The organism is Ornatilinea apprima (assembly GCF_001306115.1).
GTDB classification, from domain to species: Bacteria; Chloroflexota; Anaerolineae; order Anaerolineales; family Anaerolineaceae; genus Ornatilinea; species Ornatilinea apprima.
Genome location: NZ_LGCL01000026.1, coordinates 87,995 through 106,457, shown reverse-complemented (window position 1 = coordinate 106,457; position 18,463 = coordinate 87,995). Strand labels below are relative to the sequence as shown.

General features: G+C 56.6%; 16 protein-coding genes. 15 read left to right on the top strand and 1 reads right to left on the bottom strand.

The genetic code is table 11. The annotated features are described in order from the left end of the window. The first annotated feature begins 8 nt into the window (after positions 1 to 8). From ADN00_RS12145 to ADN00_RS12075, 15 genes are read left to right on the top strand one after another with little or no spacing between them, the layout of a single operon-like run. A complete protein-coding gene (locus tag ADN00_RS12145) occupies positions 9 to 1,763 on the top strand; it encodes a glycosyltransferase family protein (RefSeq protein ID WP_075063259.1) in 1,755 nt (584 codons plus the stop codon). Beyond that, a complete protein-coding gene (locus ADN00_RS12140) occupies positions 1,753 to 3,372 on the top strand; it encodes a hypothetical protein (RefSeq protein WP_075063258.1) in 1,620 nt (539 codons plus the stop codon). The genes ADN00_RS12145 and ADN00_RS12140 overlap by 11 nt, the downstream gene beginning before the upstream one ends. A gap of 56 nt (positions 3,373 to 3,428) precedes the next feature. After that, positions 3,429 to 5,057: an ArnT family glycosyltransferase gene (locus ADN00_RS12135; RefSeq protein WP_075063257.1), complete on the top strand. Its 1,629-nt coding sequence runs from the start codon at positions 3,429 to 3,431 to the stop codon at positions 5,055 to 5,057. Between the two features lie 2 nt (positions 5,058 to 5,059). Next, a complete protein-coding gene (locus ADN00_RS12130) occupies positions 5,060 to 5,881 on the top strand; it encodes an SDR family oxidoreductase (protein WP_075063256.1) in 822 nt (273 codons plus the stop codon). After that, on the top strand, positions 5,875 to 7,110 hold the full coding sequence (locus ADN00_RS12125; protein ID WP_075063255.1) for an acylneuraminate cytidylyltransferase: 1,236 nt from the start codon (positions 5,875 to 5,877) through the stop codon (positions 7,108 to 7,110). Before ADN00_RS12130 ends, ADN00_RS12125 begins: the two co-directional genes overlap by 7 nt. A 5-nt stretch (positions 7,111 to 7,115) precedes the next feature. Further along, the gene (locus ADN00_RS12120) at positions 7,116 to 8,003 is read left to right on the top strand and encodes an N-acetylneuraminate synthase family protein (protein WP_075063254.1); all 888 of its coding nucleotides are present in this window, start codon (positions 7,116 to 7,118) and stop codon (positions 8,001 to 8,003) included. Positions 8,004 to 8,021: 18 nt separating this feature from the next. Then, positions 8,022 to 9,626, top strand: coding sequence for a capsular polysaccharide export protein, LipB/KpsS family (locus ADN00_RS12115; RefSeq protein WP_160317523.1), 1,605 nt, complete (start codon positions 8,022 to 8,024; stop codon positions 9,624 to 9,626). A 9-nt stretch (positions 9,627 to 9,635) separates the two neighbouring features. Then, positions 9,636 to 10,628: a glycosyltransferase family A protein gene (locus ADN00_RS12110; protein WP_075063252.1), complete on the top strand. Its 993-nt coding sequence runs from the start codon at positions 9,636 to 9,638 to the stop codon at positions 10,626 to 10,628. Further along, positions 10,628 to 11,308, top strand: coding sequence for an acylneuraminate cytidylyltransferase family protein (locus ADN00_RS12105; RefSeq protein ID WP_075063251.1), 681 nt, complete (start codon positions 10,628 to 10,630; stop codon positions 11,306 to 11,308). Before ADN00_RS12110 ends, ADN00_RS12105 begins: the two co-directional genes overlap by 1 nt. A gap of 43 nt (positions 11,309 to 11,351) precedes the next feature. Further along, positions 11,352 to 12,326, top strand: coding sequence for a phosphoglycerate dehydrogenase (locus ADN00_RS12100; protein ID WP_075063250.1), 975 nt, complete (start codon positions 11,352 to 11,354; stop codon positions 12,324 to 12,326). A gap of 31 nt (positions 12,327 to 12,357) precedes the next feature. After that, on the top strand, positions 12,358 to 13,116 hold the full coding sequence (locus ADN00_RS12095; protein WP_236691513.1) for an SDR family NAD(P)-dependent oxidoreductase: 759 nt from the start codon (positions 12,358 to 12,360) through the stop codon (positions 13,114 to 13,116). Further along, positions 13,113 to 13,925 carry a 6-hydroxymethylpterin diphosphokinase MptE-like protein gene (locus tag ADN00_RS12090; RefSeq protein ID WP_082390109.1) on the top strand — a complete coding sequence of 271 codons (813 nt, stop codon included), beginning with the start codon at positions 13,113 to 13,115 and terminating at the stop codon, positions 13,923 to 13,925. The genes ADN00_RS12095 and ADN00_RS12090 overlap by 4 nt, the downstream gene beginning before the upstream one ends. Before the next feature lie 6 nt (positions 13,926 to 13,931). After that, a complete protein-coding gene (locus ADN00_RS12085) occupies positions 13,932 to 14,906 on the top strand; it encodes a glycosyltransferase family 2 protein (RefSeq protein ID WP_075063248.1) in 975 nt (324 codons plus the stop codon). Between the two features lie 31 nt (positions 14,907 to 14,937). Next, the gene (locus tag ADN00_RS12080) at positions 14,938 to 16,446 is read left to right on the top strand and encodes an ArnT family glycosyltransferase (protein WP_075063247.1); all 1,509 of its coding nucleotides are present in this window, start codon (positions 14,938 to 14,940) and stop codon (positions 16,444 to 16,446) included. 12 nt (positions 16,447 to 16,458) lie between these two features. Beyond that, positions 16,459 to 17,229, top strand: a complete 771-nt coding sequence (locus ADN00_RS12075; protein WP_075063246.1) for a glycosyltransferase family 2 protein — start codon at positions 16,459 to 16,461, stop codon at positions 17,227 to 17,229. Here ADN00_RS12075 and ADN00_RS12070 read toward each other — a convergent pair. Next, on the bottom strand, positions 17,189 to 18,436 hold the full coding sequence (locus tag ADN00_RS12070) for an MDR family MFS transporter (protein WP_075063245.1): 1,248 nt from the start codon (positions 18,434 to 18,436) through the stop codon (positions 17,189 to 17,191). The two genes, ADN00_RS12075 and ADN00_RS12070, sit on opposite strands and share 41 nt — an antisense overlap. Between the last annotated feature and the right edge of the window lie 27 nt (positions 18,437 to 18,463).

Below are 18,463 nucleotides of genomic sequence, written 5' to 3'. Positions count from 1 at the left end.
TATTCCTTATGAACTGGATGCGCGAATCCCTGAAAAAATTCCACCTGGCCTGGGCAGGTTTGTATTTTTCCGTCCTGACGGTATGGATGACCTGGCCGTTGCCAACCCGGATGCTGGACTCGATGGTAGGGCAGGTGGGGGATAATATTTACTTTGTGTGGATGATCGGCTGGCTGCAGAAAGCCTTGTTTCAACTGCATGTCAACCCGTTTGATGTATGGTTTTTGAATTACCCGGAAGGCTGGAGCCTGGCCTACACCGAGATCACCCCGGCGAATTTGCTGATCGCGCTGCCGTTCAGTCTGCTGGGCGGGCCGATGTTTGGGTTCAATATGGCGATGCTGATCTCGTTTTTGCTCTCGGGGCTGGGCATGTACCTGTGGGTGCGGCGCATGACCGGCAGTTCCGCAGCGGGCTTGTTGGCAGGGACGGCCTTCGCGTTTGTTCCGTACCGGTTTGCCCATTTTCTGATCGGGCATCTCAATTTATCCGGCACGCAGTGGTTTCCCTTCTTCTTCTTGGGGTTTTTTGAACTGATCGAAGCGCGGTGCTGGAATTGGAAAGCGGCGCTTGTGGCAGGCGTTTCGCTGGGCTTGATCGGCCTGACCTCGGCCTATTACCTCTACATGTGCCTGATTGTGGTGGGGGGGATGCTGCTGGTCTATCTGCTGTGGATCGAGCGCGCGCGCTGGAAGGACATGCTGTTTTGGAAGCACCTGCTGTTGATGGGCGTCGTCTCTCTGCCGCTGGTGATCGCGGCGGTGGCGCCTTTCTTCGCGCTGTCTCAGCAGGGCGGCCTGCCCGACCGCAATATCAGCATTGTGCGCCCATATTCGGCCAGCCCCACCGATTTTGTGCTGCCATCCACGGATCACTTTTTGTGGGGCGCGTGGGTCGGCAATAACTTCAACCGCGATTTATGGATTGAAGGCACGTTGTATGTGGGCGCGGTCTCCGGCGCGCTGGCGCTGCTGGCCTGGCTGAAGCGCAAAGACAGCCAGCATGCCGAGGTGATGCAGATGATGCTGGCGGGTGGTCTGCTGGCGGTGATTTTGGCGATGGGCATTGATCTGCACTGGAACGGAGAATCGGTATTGGTGCGCCTGCCAGAATTTTTGGCCGGGCGGCTGGGGCGGGCGGAAGCGCCCATTCCGCTGCCAGGGTTTGGGTTGTTTTATGTCTTTCCATTTTTCGCGAAACTGCGCGCTTTAATGCGCTTTGGCATCTTCGCGCTGGTGTTTGTTTGCGCCCTGGCCGGGCTGGGAGGGGATTGGCTTTTGAAGCGTGTTCCCACTCCGTGGAAGCAGGCGGCTGCGGCGGCTTTGATCATGCTGGTTTTGTTTGACTTCTACCCCGGCCCCTACACGGAATTTGCCCAGGTGCCACCGCGCGCGGTGGATACCTGGCTGGCGGAGCAACCGGATGACGCGCCGCTGGTGCAAATGCCATTCCGTCTGGCGGAAGACCAGGAGCAGACTTATTACACCCTGTTTCACGAAAAACCATACGTGGGCGGGTTCTTCAACGCCTTCCCGCCGCGCCAGTACCGCGAGGTGATCCCTGTTTTGGAGGGCTTTCCGGATGAGGCCAGCGTGGCGCTGCTCAAGGAATTTGGCGTGAAATATGTGCTGGTGCAGGCCAGCGAATACGCGGACATGCAGCAGGTGCAGTACGATTGCGAAGCCCTGGGGCTGGAACTGGTGAACAAACTCGATGGACAATGGGTATTCATTTTGCCGGAAGGGAGCAACCATGCCGACTGAGCAGATGAAGAAACAAAGCAGATGGATTGTGGGAATTGCCCTGTTTGGCGTGTTGATTTATCTGGTCAGCACAGCGAAGGGAATTGGCATCGGCGGCGACGCCACGATTTACCTCACCTCGGCGCGTCATCTGGTGGAGGGCGAGGGCCTGGGACTGATCGGCCCGCAGGGTGAGTTCCGCCTGCTGCCCTACTTTCCGCCCTTCTTCCCGCTGGTGATCAGCCTGTTCATCGCGTTTGGCGTGGACGGGGTGATGGCCGCCCATTTGTTGAATGGCATTTGTTTTGGGCTAATCATCTGGTTGACGGGCTGGGTAACGCTACGCGCCAGCCGCAGCCTGTGGCTGGCGGCTTTGGCCGCGCTGCTGGCGGCGCTTTCGCCGGTATTGATCCCAGTCTATTCGTGGGCCATGTCGGAACCGCTGGCGATTCTGCTGGGGTTTGGCGCGCTGAGCGTGCTGCTGGATTATTTTGAAGAGCCCGCGAAAAAATCCAACCTGGTGATCAGCGCGCTGCTGGCCGGGCTCTCGCTGCTGACGCGTTACAGCTCAGCGGCGTTTCTAGGGGCCTGGGCGCTGCTGGTGCTTTTCTGCGCGCCCGGCAAAGCACGGGAACGGATGGAATCTGCGCTGGTGTATGGGTTAATCGGGTCGCTGCCAATTTGGGGTTGGATTTTCTATGATCTTAGCCAGACGGCCAGCGTGGCTTCTCGCAGCGTGGAGCAGGGCGCGGGCCTGACGCAGCGGCTGGCTGATTTTGGCGCGAATCTGCGCGAAGTGCTGCTGTTCTGGTTTATTCCCGATTCGTGGATTGCCTCTCCGCCGTACCCGGCCGTGTTCAACACCGCGATCATCGCCGCAGCCCTTATGGGGATGGCGGCGCTGGTGGTTTTGGGTCTGCGAAAAATGAACCGATCTGACTGCAGCATGCTGCGGCGGCTGGTGTTGGGCTTGCTGGTCTTCTGCGGGCTGTACAGCGGTTTGATTCTGCTGGTCGCACTGACCACGTACCCGCCGATCACGATTGGTTCGCGCATGTTCTCGCCGGTGCATCTGGCCTTTGTGTGGCTGGTGGTGCTGCTGGTGGGTGTGTTGAGCGTGATAAACGCCTCCTCGCAAGCCGCGATGAAGTCCGTTGGGTTGGCTGTTCTGTGCCTGCTGGCGGGATGGTACGGCTTACGCTCGCTGCGCATTGTGCAGCAAAATTTTGCTGAGGGGTTAGGTTACCAATCTTTGGCCTGGATAAACTCAGAAACGATGCGGGCGGTGAAAGACCTGCCTGCCGGTCAGCTGATTGTAACCAACGAAGAGACGGCAATCCTGTTTCTGAGTGGTCGGGCGTCGTATCCACTGCAAGAGATTTACGCCAACAGCCCGGATGTTTCCCCGGCGCGTTACGGCGATGGCAACCTGGAGGAAGACCCGGCTGAAAAGCTGTTTCGCGACGGTAAAGCGCTGCTGGTAGTGTTTGACAGCCTGCCGAAGCAGGTGGCCGGTTTATATGGCGATCAGGCGGAGAGCTGGGCGGCAGGGTTGACTGAGGGTCTGGAGGTGATTTACCAGGCGGAAGATGGAGCGATCTACCGCTACCGCTCGGAGCCAATCTGGTAGCAGAGTGCAGCGGTTGGCTTTATAATTCAAGGCTGCATACGAAATGAGTTGAGTCAATGAACAAAAAACCTCAGAACAAGATGATGGAAATTTGGCAGCGGCTGGAAGGGAACAGCCGCCTGTTCTGGTTGGGGTTGGGATTATTGGGGCTGATGTGCGCGGGTTTAATGGCTTATATCACCCGGCATGGTATTGGTGTGATTAATGATTCGGTGTTGTATGTGCTCGGCGCGCGTAATCTACTGGCCGGGAATGGCTATGTGCGTTTTTCTGGCGATTATTCTGCCGTGCCGATCACCAATTTCCCTCCGATGTATTCGCTGACTCTGGCGCTGCTCAGCCTGCCGGGTCTGGATCCGCTGTATACGGCGCGGTATTTTTCCATCTTCTTATACGCCATCAATGTCATCTTGATGGGTGTAATGGGCAAGAAGATGACGGGCTCAACTCTGTTTGGCTGGTTGGCAGCCGGCTTGTTGGCGCTATCTGAACCCATAATGCGCATTCATACCTTCGCAATGACGGATGGTTATTTTCTATTGATCAGTTTTGGTGTGTTATTCAGCTTGGCTAACCACCTCAAAACCGGAAAGATCGGCTGGATTGCGCTGAGCGGGTTATTCTCTGGATTTGCGTTTCTAACTCGCTATGTGGGCGCGGCACTATTCGGAACGGTGCTGGTGATGGTGCTGCTCTTCCAGGAGGATTGGCGAAAAAAGCTGATCAGCGCGGGTATTTACCTGGCAGCAGGACTGCCGATGGCATTGGCCTGGATGGTACGCAATCAGCTGGTGCAAGGATCGCTGGCGAATCGCACCATGCTGTATCATCCCATTCATGCTGCGAAAATCAAAGAGGGAATGATTTTCCTGTGGGAATGGCTGCTGCCGAACAGTGAGGGGCTGGTGGAGCGGGCGCTTCCCGTTGCCAGCGTTCTCTTTTATGCGGGTATGGCAGCGGTGGCAATAGGCAGCCTCGTGTGGATTGTTCGCGCTGTACGCGAAAAGCGGACATTATCAGAAAGCCAAATTTTTCGGATTGGCAACGTTGTGTACTTGTTTGGCTACTCTGCGCTGTTAATTGTTACCCTGCTGTTTTTAGACGCCAGTCCGATTTTTGAAGCGCACATCATGTTTCCAGTCTATGTGTGCATGCTTGCCCTCTTCCTCATGGGCATCCAATGGCTATGGAATCGCGGCCAAATGTGGTTGAAAGGCACCGCAGTTGCAATTGCGTTGGGTTTAGGATTGGTATTTGCTGAAGGGACTTACTTTTCTGCCCGGGAAATATCTTGGGGCGGACAGGGATTCTTGAGCAGCGGTTGGCTTAACTCTGCCACGTTGGCTGTCCTAAGGCAGTTGCCGGAAGATATGCCGATTTATAGCAATAAAATTATGGCAATTCAGTTTCTGAACAATCGCCCTGCCTACGCTCTGCCCTCTCCTATTAACCCCGCAACGGACCGTCCGCGTGAAGGGTACGCAGAAAACGTGCGTGAAGTGCGTGAAGCGGTAATCAAGGGCGAAGCTTATATGGTGATTTTTAACTATTATGGATTAATGCATTCCAATTCTGCCGATGATATTCAAATGATGCAGGACCTGGGCGATGGCATGCCCATCCTTTACGAGTTGGATGATGGAATCATTTTTGGTGTTGAGGTTACAAGCGAAAAGGAATCCTAAATATGGGAACAATAATGGATAAGTTCGACCTGAGCGGGCGCACCGCGGTGGTAACAGGCGGGGTGGGTTTATTGGGCAAGGGATTTTGCCGCACCCTGGCCGAAGCCGGCGCCAATGTGGTGGTGGCCGACCTGAATGAAGAAAAAGCGGCGGCGTATGCTGAGGAGCTGAAAGAAAGTGGTTATTCGGCGCTGGGTGTGGGGCTGGATGTAACCCAACCCGAATCGAATGACAAGATGGTGGCGCGCAGCGTAGAGAAATTTGGCCGGTTGGATGTGGTGGTATGCAGCGCGGCCATGGACCCCAAGTTTGATGCTTCGCAAGCCGGGCAGCACAACAATTCGTTTGAAGACTATCCGCTGGCCGCCTGGCAGAGCGCGTTGGATGTGAACCTGACTGGCATGTTCCTGTCGGTGCAGGCTTCGGTGAAGCCGATGGTCAAGCAGGGCAAAGGCTCAATTATCCTGATCTGTTCCACCTACGGACTGGTGGGGCCAGACCAGCGCATTTACGAAAAACCTGGCCAGCCCAAACAGTACAAACCGATTTTCTACACGGTAACCAAAGCGGGTGTGCTGGGCATGTGCAAATATCTGTCCACGTATTACGCGGGGACGGATATTCGCGTCAACTGCCTGACACCCGGCGGTGTATACAACAGCCATGATGAAACCTTTACCCGCAATTATTCCTATCGGGCGGTGATGGGGCGCATGGCCAACCTGGATGAGATGAACGGCGGTTTGCTGTTCCTGGCTTCAGACGCGTCTTCGTACATGACCGGCAGCAATCTGGTGATCGACGGAGGGTGGACAGCATGGTAAAACACCCTGAAGTTCTGGCAATTATCCCCGCGCGGGGCGGCTCAAAGGGCATTCCGCGCAAGAATATCCGCAAGTTTGCCGGCTACCCCCTGATTGCTTACAGCATCCGCGCCGCGCTGGACGCGGAAACGGTTACGCGGGTGATTGTCTCCACGGATGACGAAGAAATTGCCGCTGTGGCGCGCGAGTGGGGGGCTGAGACGCCTTTTCTGCGCCCGGCGGAGTTTGCCGAAGACACCACCACCGACCTGCCGGTTTTCGAGCACGCCCTGCAGTGGCTGGGCGTCAATGAAGATTACCACCCAGACGCGGTGATTCAACTGCGCCCGACCTCGCCCATCCGCCCGCGAACGCTGGTGGATGACGCGGTGCGCATGCTGCTCGATCACCCCGAAGCCGATTCGGTGCGTGGTATTGTGTCCGCGGGGCAAAATCCGCATAAGATGTGGCGGCTGGACCCCGGCACGGGGCACATGATTCCGCTGCTGACCGTAGCGGGAATTGCCGAGCCGTATAACTCTCCGCGCCAGATTTTGCCGCCTGTTTACTGGCAGACCGGGCATATTGACGTGATCCGCCCGGCGACTATTCTGGAGAAGGCAAGCATGTCGGGTGAGGTAATTCTTCCGATTGTGGTGGACGCGCGCTTCACGGTGGATATTGACAACCCAATGGATTGGGGCAAGGCCGAGTGGCTGGTGTGGAACGCCGGGCTGGAGATGGTGGACCCGGCCAAGCGTCGCCGTCCGCTGCCCGAACAAGTGCGCCTGGTGGTGATGGATTTCGACGGCACGCTGACCGATAACCGCGTGTGGGTAGATTTGAACGGCCATGAGATGGTAGCGGCCAACCGCGGCGACGGCTGGGGCATTAAGCGCTTGAAGGCGCAGGGTGTGGAGTTCATCGTGATTTCCAGTGAGGTCAACGCGGTGGTCGAGGCGCGCTGCCGCAAGCTGGGCATCCAGGCAGTGCACGGCGTGCTGGAAAAGCCCGAAGTGCTGCAAGCGTATTTGGGCGAACACCAGATTCCTGCGGAGCAGGTGGTTTTTTTAGGAAACGATATCAACGATGTGCCCTGTTTTCCGCTGGTGGGCTGCGCGGTGGTGGTGGCGGATGCCGAACCCGAAGCGCAGCGTGAAGCCGATCTGGTGCTTACCCGCAACGGCGGCCACGGCGCGGCACGCGAATTGTGCGATATGATCTTAAACAAGATGAGTGAAAGGAGATAGCTGGCATGCCAAAGGCAGTCAAGTTAGGAAATCGCTGGGTAGGCGAAGGCTACCCGACTTATATCATTGGAGAAATTGGAATCAATCACAACGGTGATCTGGATGTTGCCAAAGAACTGATCCGCGAGGCGAAAGAGGCCGGATTGGACGCGGTGAAGTTTCAGAAACGCACCCCGGCCATTTGCGTGCCCCCCGAACAACAGGGGCAGATGCGCGAAACGCCGTGGGGCTACATCACCTACCTGGATTACCGTTACAAAGTGGAATTTGAAGCCGAGCAGTACGCAGAAATTGATCGCTACTGTAAAGAGCTGGGTATTGATTGGTTCGCTTCGGTATGGGATGAGCCGGCGGTGGACTTTTTGGAACAGTTCAACCCGGTGTGCTACAAAGTGCCGTCCGCGAGCCTGACCGATCACGGCCTGCTGCGCAAGCTGCGTGCCACCGGCCGCCCGGTGATTCTTTCCACGGGCATGTCAACCATGGAAGAAATCCGCGAGGCGATAACGGTGATTGGTCTGGAGAATCTGCTGATCACGCACACCACCAGCGCGTACCCCTGCGACCCAAGCGAATTAAACCTGCGCATGATCCAGTCGTTGATGGACGAATTCCCGGTTCCGATTGGCTATTCGGGACACGAGGTGGGGTTGGTGCCTTCGGCGATTGCCGTGGCGCTGGGCGCCTGCCTGGTGGAGCGACATATCACCCTGGACCGCGCCATGTGGGGCAACGATCAGGCGGCCTCCGTGGAGCCGGGAGGCTTCCGCAAACTGGTGAAATATATCCGCGTTACCGAAGAATCGCTGGGTGATGGCGTGAAGAAGGTGTACGACAGCGAGCTTTCATCGTTGAAGAAACTGCGCCGCTTCCGCCCCAGCAGCCAGTCCTGATGGATGGAAGCGCACAGCGTGATTAATCGCATTCGCAATAAGGCCCGGCGCGTGTGGCTGCGCCGGGAGATGACCAACAGCCTCCGCGCCCGCGCGCGCGCCGTGGCGGAGGCGCGTCCAGCGCCCCACGATCCGCGCCCGGTGGTGGTGTTTAATGCCTCCACGCGCCTGGGCGGGCTGAGCCTGAACGCCGCTTTTTCGCTAATCTCCAGTTGGGGGCTGCAGATGGCCGGCGCGCGGGTGATTCACTTCGCCTGCAACGCGGGGATGAGCCGCTGCGTGCTGGGAACCAATAAGGACAACCCCGCGCAGCTCCCGCCGTGCAAAGAATGTGTCGCCCAGTCGATGGCGAATACCACGGCGGCAGAAGCGCGCTGGTTTGAATGGGCAACGGACGCGGCGTTGGAAAACGCGATGTCCGGATTAAGCGTGGACGCGCTGGCAGAGTTGAAATTCCAGGGTTTAGGGCTGGGTGAATTGACCCTGCCCACCCTGCGCTGGGTGCTGCGCCGCCATCACCTGGCGGATGATGATTCCACGCGCTTTCTGTTTCGCAGTTTTATCGCTTCGGCGTGGAATGTAGCTCAGAATTTTTCGCGCCTGCTGGAGGAAGAAAACCCGCGCGCGGTGCTGGTGTTTAATGGACAGTTTTTCCCCGAAGCGGTGGCGCGCAAGCTGGCAGTGGACAGGGGAATTAAGGTGGTGGCGCATGAGGTGGGTTTGCAGCCGTATACCGGTTTCTTCACCACCGGCGAGGCGACCGCCTACCCAATTGACATTCCCTCAAATTTTGCATTGAGCGCAAGCCAGGCGCAGCGGTTAGACGCCTACCTGGCGCAGCGCTTTCAGGGCAACTTTAGCATGGCGGGTGTGCGCTTCTGGCCGGAAATGATGAAGCTCGACCCGCACTTGGTGGAGAAAGCCCAGCAGTTCAGGCAAGTTGTGCCGGTGTTCACCAACGTGATTTTTGATACCAGCCAGTCACATGCCAATGTGGTCTTTGAAGATATGTTCACCTGGCTGGACCGTGTGTTGGAGATTGCCAGCCAGCACCCGGAGACGCTGTTTGTGATCCGAGCCCACCCCGACGAAGCCCGCCCTGGGAAAGAAAGCCGCGAAAGTGTGGCGGAATGGGCAAGAAAGAACCACCTGGAAACGCTGAAAAATGTGTGGTTTGTGGACGCGAGCGAGTATCTGAGCTCGTATGAGCTGATTGACCGGGCCAAGTTTGTGATGGTATACAACTCCACCATTGGTCTGGAAGCGTCTTTGATGGGTGCGGCGGTGCTGTGCGCCGGAAAGGCACGCTTCACCCAATTGGAGACGGTGTTCTTCCCGCAGTCACGGCCAGCTTTTGACCAGGCGGCCGAAGAATTTTTAATGGCTGAGACGATTGAAGTGCCTGCTCACTTCCGCGAGAACGCGCGACGCTTTTTGTACTACCAGCTTTTCAAAACGTCGCTGCCGTTTGATGCTTTTATTGAAGAAGACGGCATCTGGCCCGGGTATGTGCGCCTGAAGCCCTTTTCCCCAGCGGATCTGAGCGTAGAGCACTCTGAGACGATGAAAACCATTGTGAATGGAATTCTGGGTGATGGAAATCTATTATTGGGCGAGGATTAACCGCAAGGTATGAGCGTAGAAAAACCGGATTGCACGATTGTGATTCGCGCCTATAACGAAGAGGCCCACATTGGACGCCTGCTGCAAGGGATCAGCCAGCAAACGCTGAAAAATGTGCAGGTGGTGCTGGTTGATTCAGGTTCGACGGACCGCACCGTTGAGATTGCCCGGCAGTATCCGGTGGAAATCACCCACATCGCGCCGGACGAGTTCACCTTTGGACGTTCGCTCAACCTGGGCATTCAGCAGGCGCGCGCAGATTATGTGGTGATGGCCTCGGCGCATGTTTACCCGGTCTACCCGGACTGGTTGGAAAAGCTGATCGCGCCGCTGCAGAAAGACGAGCAGATCGCCTTAAGTTACGGCAAACAGCGCGGAGCAGACGTAACCATGTTCTCGGAGCACCAGATTTTCCACAACTGGTTTGGCGAGCAATCCACGCCGCGCCAGAGCCATCCCTTCTGCAATAATGCCAACTGCGCCGTCCGAAAAGCGCTCTGGGAAGTTCATCCCTACGATGAGGCTATTCCGGCGCTGGAAGACCTGGCCTGGGCGCGCTGGGCGTTTGACCAGGGCTATGCCATCGCCTACTCGGCTGAGGCAGAGATCATCCATGTGCACCAGCAGAACTGGCGCAGCATTTTCAACCGCTATCGCCGCGAGGGTATGGCTTTCAAACAGATTTATCCGCAGGAACACTTCACCTGGCTGGATTTGATCCGTTTGTGGACAGGCAACGTGGTCAATGATCTGCGTGCGGCAGGGGAGCTGGGCCGCTTCTGGAAGGAGATTGTTCCGGTGGCGCGCTTCCGCTGGGCGCAGTTTTATGGAACCCATCAGGGTTATCGCCAGTCATCGCTCACCTGGCAGCTCAAACAGGCCTTCTACTATCCCAACACCAGCCTGGCGAAGGCGCGCCCGGCGCAGCGCGGGGTGATGCCGATTGATTATTCCAATGGCAGAGATTGTTCTGAAATGCAAAACCAACAAGGGAAGCTGTGATGATGAAGGACAAAATGAAGATTGCCGCCCTGGTGCCGATGCGCCACCATTCGCAGCGTGTGCCGGGGAAAAACTACCGCCCGCTGGCCGGCCGCCCACTCTACCAGCACATTCTGGATACGCTGCTAGCCTGCCCGGAAATTGATGATATTGTTGTAGATACTGACAGTCCAGAAATATTGGAAGGACTGGACAGGCAGTATCCCGGTGTCATCGCCTTGGAGCGGCCTGAGTCGTTGCGCGCGGATGACATCCCAATGAATGAAATTCTGTTGCACGACACGGCCCAGGTGCAGGCCGATCTGTATTTGCAGACCCACAGCACCAATCCGCTGCTGCGGGCAGAGACGATCTCAAACGCGATTCAGGCGTTGGTGAGCAGCTACCCGGCGTTTGACTCGCTGTTTTCGGCCACGCGCCTGCAAACCCGCCTGTGGGATGAGCTGACGAGGCCGATCAATCACAACCCGGCTATTTTGCTGCAAACGCAGGATTTACCGCCGGTGTATGAAGAAAATTCGTGCATTTACATCTTCACCCGCGAAAACCTGCTGCGGCGGCGCAACCGCCTGGGCGACCGCCCGCTGATGTTCAAAATGGAAGCGGATGAATCTTGGGATATTGATGAGGAAATCGACTTTTTAATCGCCGACGCGATCCTCAGCCAGCGATTAAAATGAGTACGGTATAATCAAAAATCAGATTTGATGAAGAAGAGCCGCTATGAAAACAGTACTCCTTTCCGCCCCTTACATGATCCCTTACGTCGAGCGTTTTCGCCCGGTGTTTTCCCATTATGGCCTGAACCTGATTGTGCCCGAAGTGTTGGAGCGCATGGAAGAAGACCATCTGCTGCAGCATGCCGGGCAGTTTGACGGCGCGATTTGCGGAGATGACCGCTACACGGCGAAGGTGATGGAAGCCTGCCAGCCCCGATTAAAGGTGATCTCGAAATGGGGAACGGGGATCGACTCGCTGGATCAGAAAGCCGCCGCCCGCTGGGGGATTCAAATTCGCAACACGCCCAACGCCTTCACGCTGCCGGTTTCCGACTCGGTGCTGGGTTATATGCTGGCCTTTGCGCGCCGCCAGCCCTGGATGGATGCCGAAATGAAGGCCGGGAATTGGGAAAAACTGATGGGCCGCTCGCTGAGCGAATGCACGCTGGGTGTGATCGGTGTTGGCAATGTGGGCAAAGCGGTGCTGCGCCGGGCGCGCGCCTTTGGCATGCGCCTGCTGGGCAACGACATTCGCCCAATTGAACCCGATTTTATTGTGGAGCAGGGCGTGGAAATGGTGAGTCTGGCCGTGTTGATGGCGCAGTCGGATTTCATCAGCGTGAACTGCGACCTGAACCCGACCAGTTACCATTTGATCAATGACGCCTCGCTGGCCAACGTTAAACGCGGGGCGGTGCTGATCAACACCGCGCGCGGCCCCATTGTGGAAGAAGCCGCCCTGGTGCGCGCGCTGCAAGACGGCCGCCTGGGAGGCGCGGGCATGGATGTGTTTGAGGTGGAACCCCTGCCGTTGGATTCTGCTCTGCGGCAAATGAGCCAGGTGATGCTGGCCCCGCACAATTCCAATTCCAGCCCGTCTGCCTGGGAACGCGTGCATTGGAATACGATTCGCAATTTGCTGCTGGGACTGGAGATCAACTGCGAAGACCTGGATGAAGTGCGCGCCAGCCTGAGCTAATGTTATCAGGGAAACGTTAAAGGAGGAAGTTTTGGAAAACAGAGTCATGTTAATTACGGGTGCGGCGGGGGGCATAGGCCGGGCAACGGTCAAGGTGTTTGCCGAGCACGGCTGGCGGGTGATTGGTGTGGACCGCAATGCTTTTGGTGAAGGATTTCCAACGGACGGGCTGTTTATCCAATCCGATATTTCGGACCCGGCAAATATTGAAGCGATTTTCAGCCAGGCGCAGGCCTTCAGCCCGGTACTGCACGCGGTGGTTAATAACGCCGGTTTGCAGTTCAATAAACCATTAATTGAAACCAGCGGCGAGGAATGGGACGCGGTGATGGCTTCCAATCTGCGTTCGGTGTTTTTGGGCGCCAAACTGGCGCATCCGCTGTTGAAAGCAGCGGGGAACAGCGCGATTGTCAATATGTCTTCCGTGCACGCGATTGCCACTTCGGCCAATATTGCCGCTTACGCTGCCAGCAAGGGCGGTTTGCTGGCCTTGACGCGCGCCATGGCGATTGAATTTGCCGGCGATAATATCCGCGTCAATGCCATTCTGCCGGGAGCGGTGGATACGCCCATGCTGCGCGCCAGTATGGAGCGCGGTGTGCTGGATGGCGGCTCGGTGCTCTCGCGGCTGGAGAATCTAGCCAGCAAAACGGTCAACGGACGGATTGGGGAACCGGAAGAAATTGCTCACGCCATTTATTTCCTGGCCGACAGCAATCAGTCTTCCTTTATGACCGGCCAGGCGCTGGTGGTGGACGGCGGGGCGACCGCCAGGCTGAGTACCGAATGAGCGATATCAAGAACAGTCTCAAGAAGATCCTGCCTGAGCCGGTGATTGCTTCGGCGCGGGCGACGATGGACGCCGCGGCGCGGCTGAAAGACTGGCCGCAGGCGGTCTTTCATCCCTGGCGGCGCGACACGATTGCCAACCTGGCGCGTTACAAAGATATTCACCGCGGCGAGCGCTGCTTCATTATTGGCAACGGCCCAAGCCTGAAGAATACGGATTTAAGCAAGCTGAAGGGCGAATATACCTTTGGCATGAACCGCATCTACATGCTGTTTGAGGAGCTGGGCTTTGAAACCAGCTATTATGTTTCGATCAACGACCTGGTCATCGAGCAGTGCGCGCAAGATATTCAACGCTTGAAGCTGCCGCGCTTTATCTCGTGGCGTGGGCGGCAGTGGCTGCAGCCCGACAACGATCTGTTCTTTCTCTACACCACTTACACCGGCCCTAAATTCAGCGGTGACATCCGCGGGCGGATTTGGGAAGGCGCGACGGTGACCAATGTGGCGCTGCAAATTGCCTATTTCATGGGCTTTGAAACGGTGGTTTTGATCGGCGTGGACCATTCTTTTGCCACGCAGGGCAAGCCGAACACCACGGTGGTCTCCGAAGGGGACGACCCCAATCACTTCCACCCCGGTTATTTTGGCAAGGGTTTCCGCTGGCAATTGCCCGACCTGGATACGTCTGAGCGCGGCTATTGGATGGCGCGCCAGGCTTATGAAAAGGCGGGGCGGAAAGTGCTGGATGCAACGGTGGGGGGTAAACTTCAGATTTTTGACAAGGTGGAGTACTCCTCCCTGTTTTAGGATGGTATGGGCGAATTACCGCGCGTTTCAATTGTTACTCCTTCGTATAACCAGGCCCAGTACCTGGAGGATACCATCCGTTCGGTGCTGGAACAGGGATACCCGAACCTGGAATATATCATCGTGGACGGCGGCTCGACCGACGGCAGCGTGGACATTATCCGCAAGTATGAGCATAAACTGGCCTGGTGGGTATCGGAGAAAGATGAGGGGCAGGGAGACGCGATTCTCAAAGGGATTGGCCATGCCAGCGGAGAGGTGATCGCCTGGATCAATTCGGATGATTACTATTTGCCTGGGGCGGTCTTACAGGCGGCTTCGGTGTTAAAAACTCACGCGGACGTAGGTCTGGTGTACGGCGATGTAGTCTCGCTGAATGGGAAAGGTCGCCCAATTAATGTGCAGCGCCTGCCCGATTACGGGCTGCAAGACTTGATGAGTTTTCACATCATCGGGCAGCCGTCGGTGTTTATGCGCCGGGCGGTGTATGAAAAAGTGGGTGGAATTGATCCGCGTTTTCATTACCTGCTTGATCATCAATTGTGGCTGAAAATGGCAGCCGAGGCGAAAATCTATCACCTGCCGGCGCTGTGGTCGGCGGCGCGCTATCACGCTGACGCCAAGAATGTGGCTTTGGCGGCGCGTTTTGGGCGCGAGGCCTACCAGATTGTGGATTGGATGGCAGGCAGCGAGCCTTTTTCGCAGGAATTTGCCCGTCACCGCCGCAAGATCAAGGCCGGGGCAGATTGGTTAAACGCATGGTACTGCTCCGTGGGCGGCAAATACGGCCGATCCATCGCCGCTTACTGGCGCGCGTTATGGCGCGACCCGGGACGGGTGGCCGCGGATTGGAAGCGCGTGCTGCTGACCCTGGCGAGCATGCTGGGCATTCGAGGAATTCAAGAGACGTACCAACAGGAGCGGTTGGAACAACTGGCGGCTGACCCAGAGATGGCGCGCCTGTTCCGGCCGAAAAGATAAACCCTTTGCTTATGATCATCAGCGAGGCAGAATGAATTCATTGGATCAATTCCTGGAAAAACGCAAATGGCTGCTGGCATTAAGCCTGTTGTTCATATTCGGACTGGGCCTGGCGGTGCGCTTTTATGATTTGCAAGACCCGCCGATGGATTTTCACCCCACGCGGCAGTTCCATTCGATTTTGATGGCGCGCGGAATGTATTACCAGAATTTGGAGGGCATTCCCGAGTGGAAGCGCGAAATGGCCGTTCAGCAGTGGAAGGCCGAAGGCCTGATTGAACCGCCGTTTATGGAATGGCTGGCGGCGCAGACCTACCGGGTAACCGGTCAGGAGGCAGTCTGGTACGCGCGGATCTATTCGATTTTATTCTGGACAGCTGGTGGAATTGGCCTCTTCCTGCTGGCGAAAGAGCTGGCGGGGAACACAGCCGGTATTTTCGCGGCAGCTTACTATATGCTGCTAAAATACGCGGGGATTGCCAGCCGTTCCTTCCAGCCCGATCCGCTGATGACGGCCTTGATTGTGCTGGCGCTGTGGGCGCTGGTGCGCTGGAGCAAAGAACCAAACTGGAAGTGGAGCATCACCGCCGGGCTGCTAGCCGGGCTGGCAATTTTGACCAAGTCGGTGGCGGTGTTTTTTGTCGGCCCCGCGTTTTTGGTGGTGGTGGTGTTGAGCATGGGGCTGCTCAAAGCGCTGCGCAGCCCAAAAGTGTGGGGTATGGGCGTTTTAGCCGTGGTGCCGTATGCCATGTTCCATATTTACGGAATGTACATCTCCGGTTTGCTGCGCGAGCAGTTCAGCCTGCGCTTCTTCCCGCAGTTGTGGACGGACCCGGTGTTCTACTTGCAGTGGAAAGGGCTGATCGCCAGCACGGTGGGGTTTGAGTGGTTCTTGCTAGCGCTGCTGGGCATCATGCTGCTGCGTGAGAGAACCGCGCGCGGCCTGCTGCTGGCAGCCTTCGGCGGGTATTTTGTGTACGGGCTGACGTTTGCCTATCACATTTCCACACACGATTATTACCAGCTGCCGCTGATTCCGCTGGTGGCGTTGGGGCTGGCGGGCGGCGTGGACAGCCTGGTGCGCGGCATTCAAGCGAAGAAATGGCTGGCCTATCCGCTGCTGGCGGGGGTGCTGCTCTTCGCGGTGGTGACCAGCGCCTGGGATATCCGCGTGGCCTTAAAGCGCGATGATTTTCGCAATGAAGCTGTTTTCTGGACACGCCTTAGTGAAAAACTGGGAGATAATGTTTCTGTGGTTGCATTGTCTCAAAATTACAGCTACCCATTGAAATATTGGGGCTGGATGCAGGTAACCAACTGGATGACCGCCGGCGACTTCAATTACCGCAAGCTTGCCGGTGTGGAATTTGATGTGCAGAAGCTGTTTGAGGAAGAAACTGCCGGAAAAGATTATTTTATTGTTACCCTGCTGGACGATCTTAATAATCAACCGGAAGTGAAAGAGCTGCTCGACGCGAATTACCCGGTGTTTGAGCAAAGCAGCGATTACGTAATCTATGATCTTCGTGGTCAAAAGTAAAAGAGAGTATGAATGTTAGTTTCAATTATTACGCCGTCTTATAACCAGGTTGCATTTTTGGAGAAAACCATTCGCTCGGTGCTGGAGCAGGATTACCCAGAGATCGAGTATATTGTGGTGGACGGCAGTTCGACGGACGGCAGTGTGGATGTGATCAAGAAGTATGAAAACAGGCTGGCCTGGTGGGTGTCGGAAAAAGACCGCGGGCAGACCGACGCGATCAATAAAGGCTTTGCGCGGGCGCGCGGCGAGATCATCGCCTGGCTGAACTCGGATGACACCTACGAACCCGGCGCGGTGCGTGAGGCGGTGGAGTATTTGAAAAGCCACCCGGAAGTTGGCCTGGTATACGGGCATGTCAAGTTTATTGACGCGCGAGACCAGGTAATTGGCGATTTTCCCTCAGCGCAGACCAGCTATGCTAAACTGCGCCAGGGATATGTGCATATGGGTCAGCAGGCGGCTTTCTTCCGCAACGATTTGTGGAAAAAAGTAGGCCCGCTGGACCCGTCTTTCTACTTCGCCATGGATTATGACTTGTGGGTGCGGCTGGCGCGTGAAGCACCCATCGTCTATCATCCCCGACATTGGGCGAACTTTCGGCTGCACGGCGACGCCAAGACCGTGGCAGCGGATGATCGCTGCTGGCCGGAAATGCTGCGTGTGCACCGCCGCGAAGGCGGCAGCTGGTTCTCCGTGATCTATGCCAAATATTGGGTGCGAAAACTGGCCGCCCCGTTGATTAACTGGCGCCGCCGGAAGTTGTTTGAGCGGAAACCATAACGGCTTGTTTTTGTTTCCGGCGAATTTGATACAGACGATAATACCAGACCGCCGCGATCAGACCCACCACCAAACCCCCGTACCAGATGGCTGCGGGGGATATTTTATCATTCAAGACGCCGCCATAAATGGGACCAAGTCCACGCGCCACCCCAACCGTCAGCGAGAAGACGCCCATATAACTGCCGCGTAAATGGGCGGGGGCAATTTGCGATACCAGCGTGGTCGCGGTGGGGGCAATGAGCAGCTCGCCAAAGGTGAGCACGATGATGCTGAGCATAAAGGCAAAGAATCCGCGGCCCAAGGCGATGCTGCCCACGCCGACCGCGTACACCAGCGCGCCGGTGGCGAGCACTCTGAGCGGGGGATGGCGGTTGGAAATGCGCGAGACCGCAAACTGAAAGAGCACAACCACCAGGGCGTTGGTGGTCATTAAAAAGCCGAACTGGCTCTCTGGAATGCCAAAATTCTCTTTAACATAGACAGAAAGCAACACAAAGACGAGGGCAGACATCATCCCAGAGAAAGTAAACGCGCCACAGAAGGACACAAAAAAGCGGTCTTTGAATATGCTCAGGTAACCGCCGCCGCTTAAAGTCGATTCGACAGCGGCTGCCGCGCGCAGTGGGGCGGTTTCTTGAATGGTGAAGAGCACCAGCAAGGCGAAAATGAGCAGAGACGCGCCGCCCAGGTTGAAGGCTGTCGAGTAAGAAGAACTGGTGATAAATCCGCCCACAGCTGGTCCCAGGGCTATCCCCACATTGTTGACGATGCGCAAGAGCGAATAAGCCTCCACACGCCTGTCCGGTTCGATCAGGTCGGCAACCATTGCATCGGCGGCAACCGAATAGAGGGGTGTGAATGCGCCGCGCAGGAGCATGAGAATGATAAACTGGGGCAACGTGCTGGCAAAACTCATCAACACAAAGGTTACCGCGCTGAGGAAGAGACTGGCGACCATGATGATCTTGCGCCCAAAGCGGTCCATGATCGGACCGGCGATGAGGGAAGCTACCAGCGTGGCGACGGAAGACAGGGTGATGAGGGAAGCAACAGTGGTGAGCGGCAGATCTAATTTTTCTCGCAGGTAGATGGTGAGAAACGGCCATATGAGGCTGATGCCAGCCGAACTGACCAGCAAGCCCCAAAATAGCAACCAATATTGAGCCGGGTACTCTTTTTGCAGAGAGCGGAGTCGGTGAAACAAGGGATTTACCTCTATCGTGAATTGGTG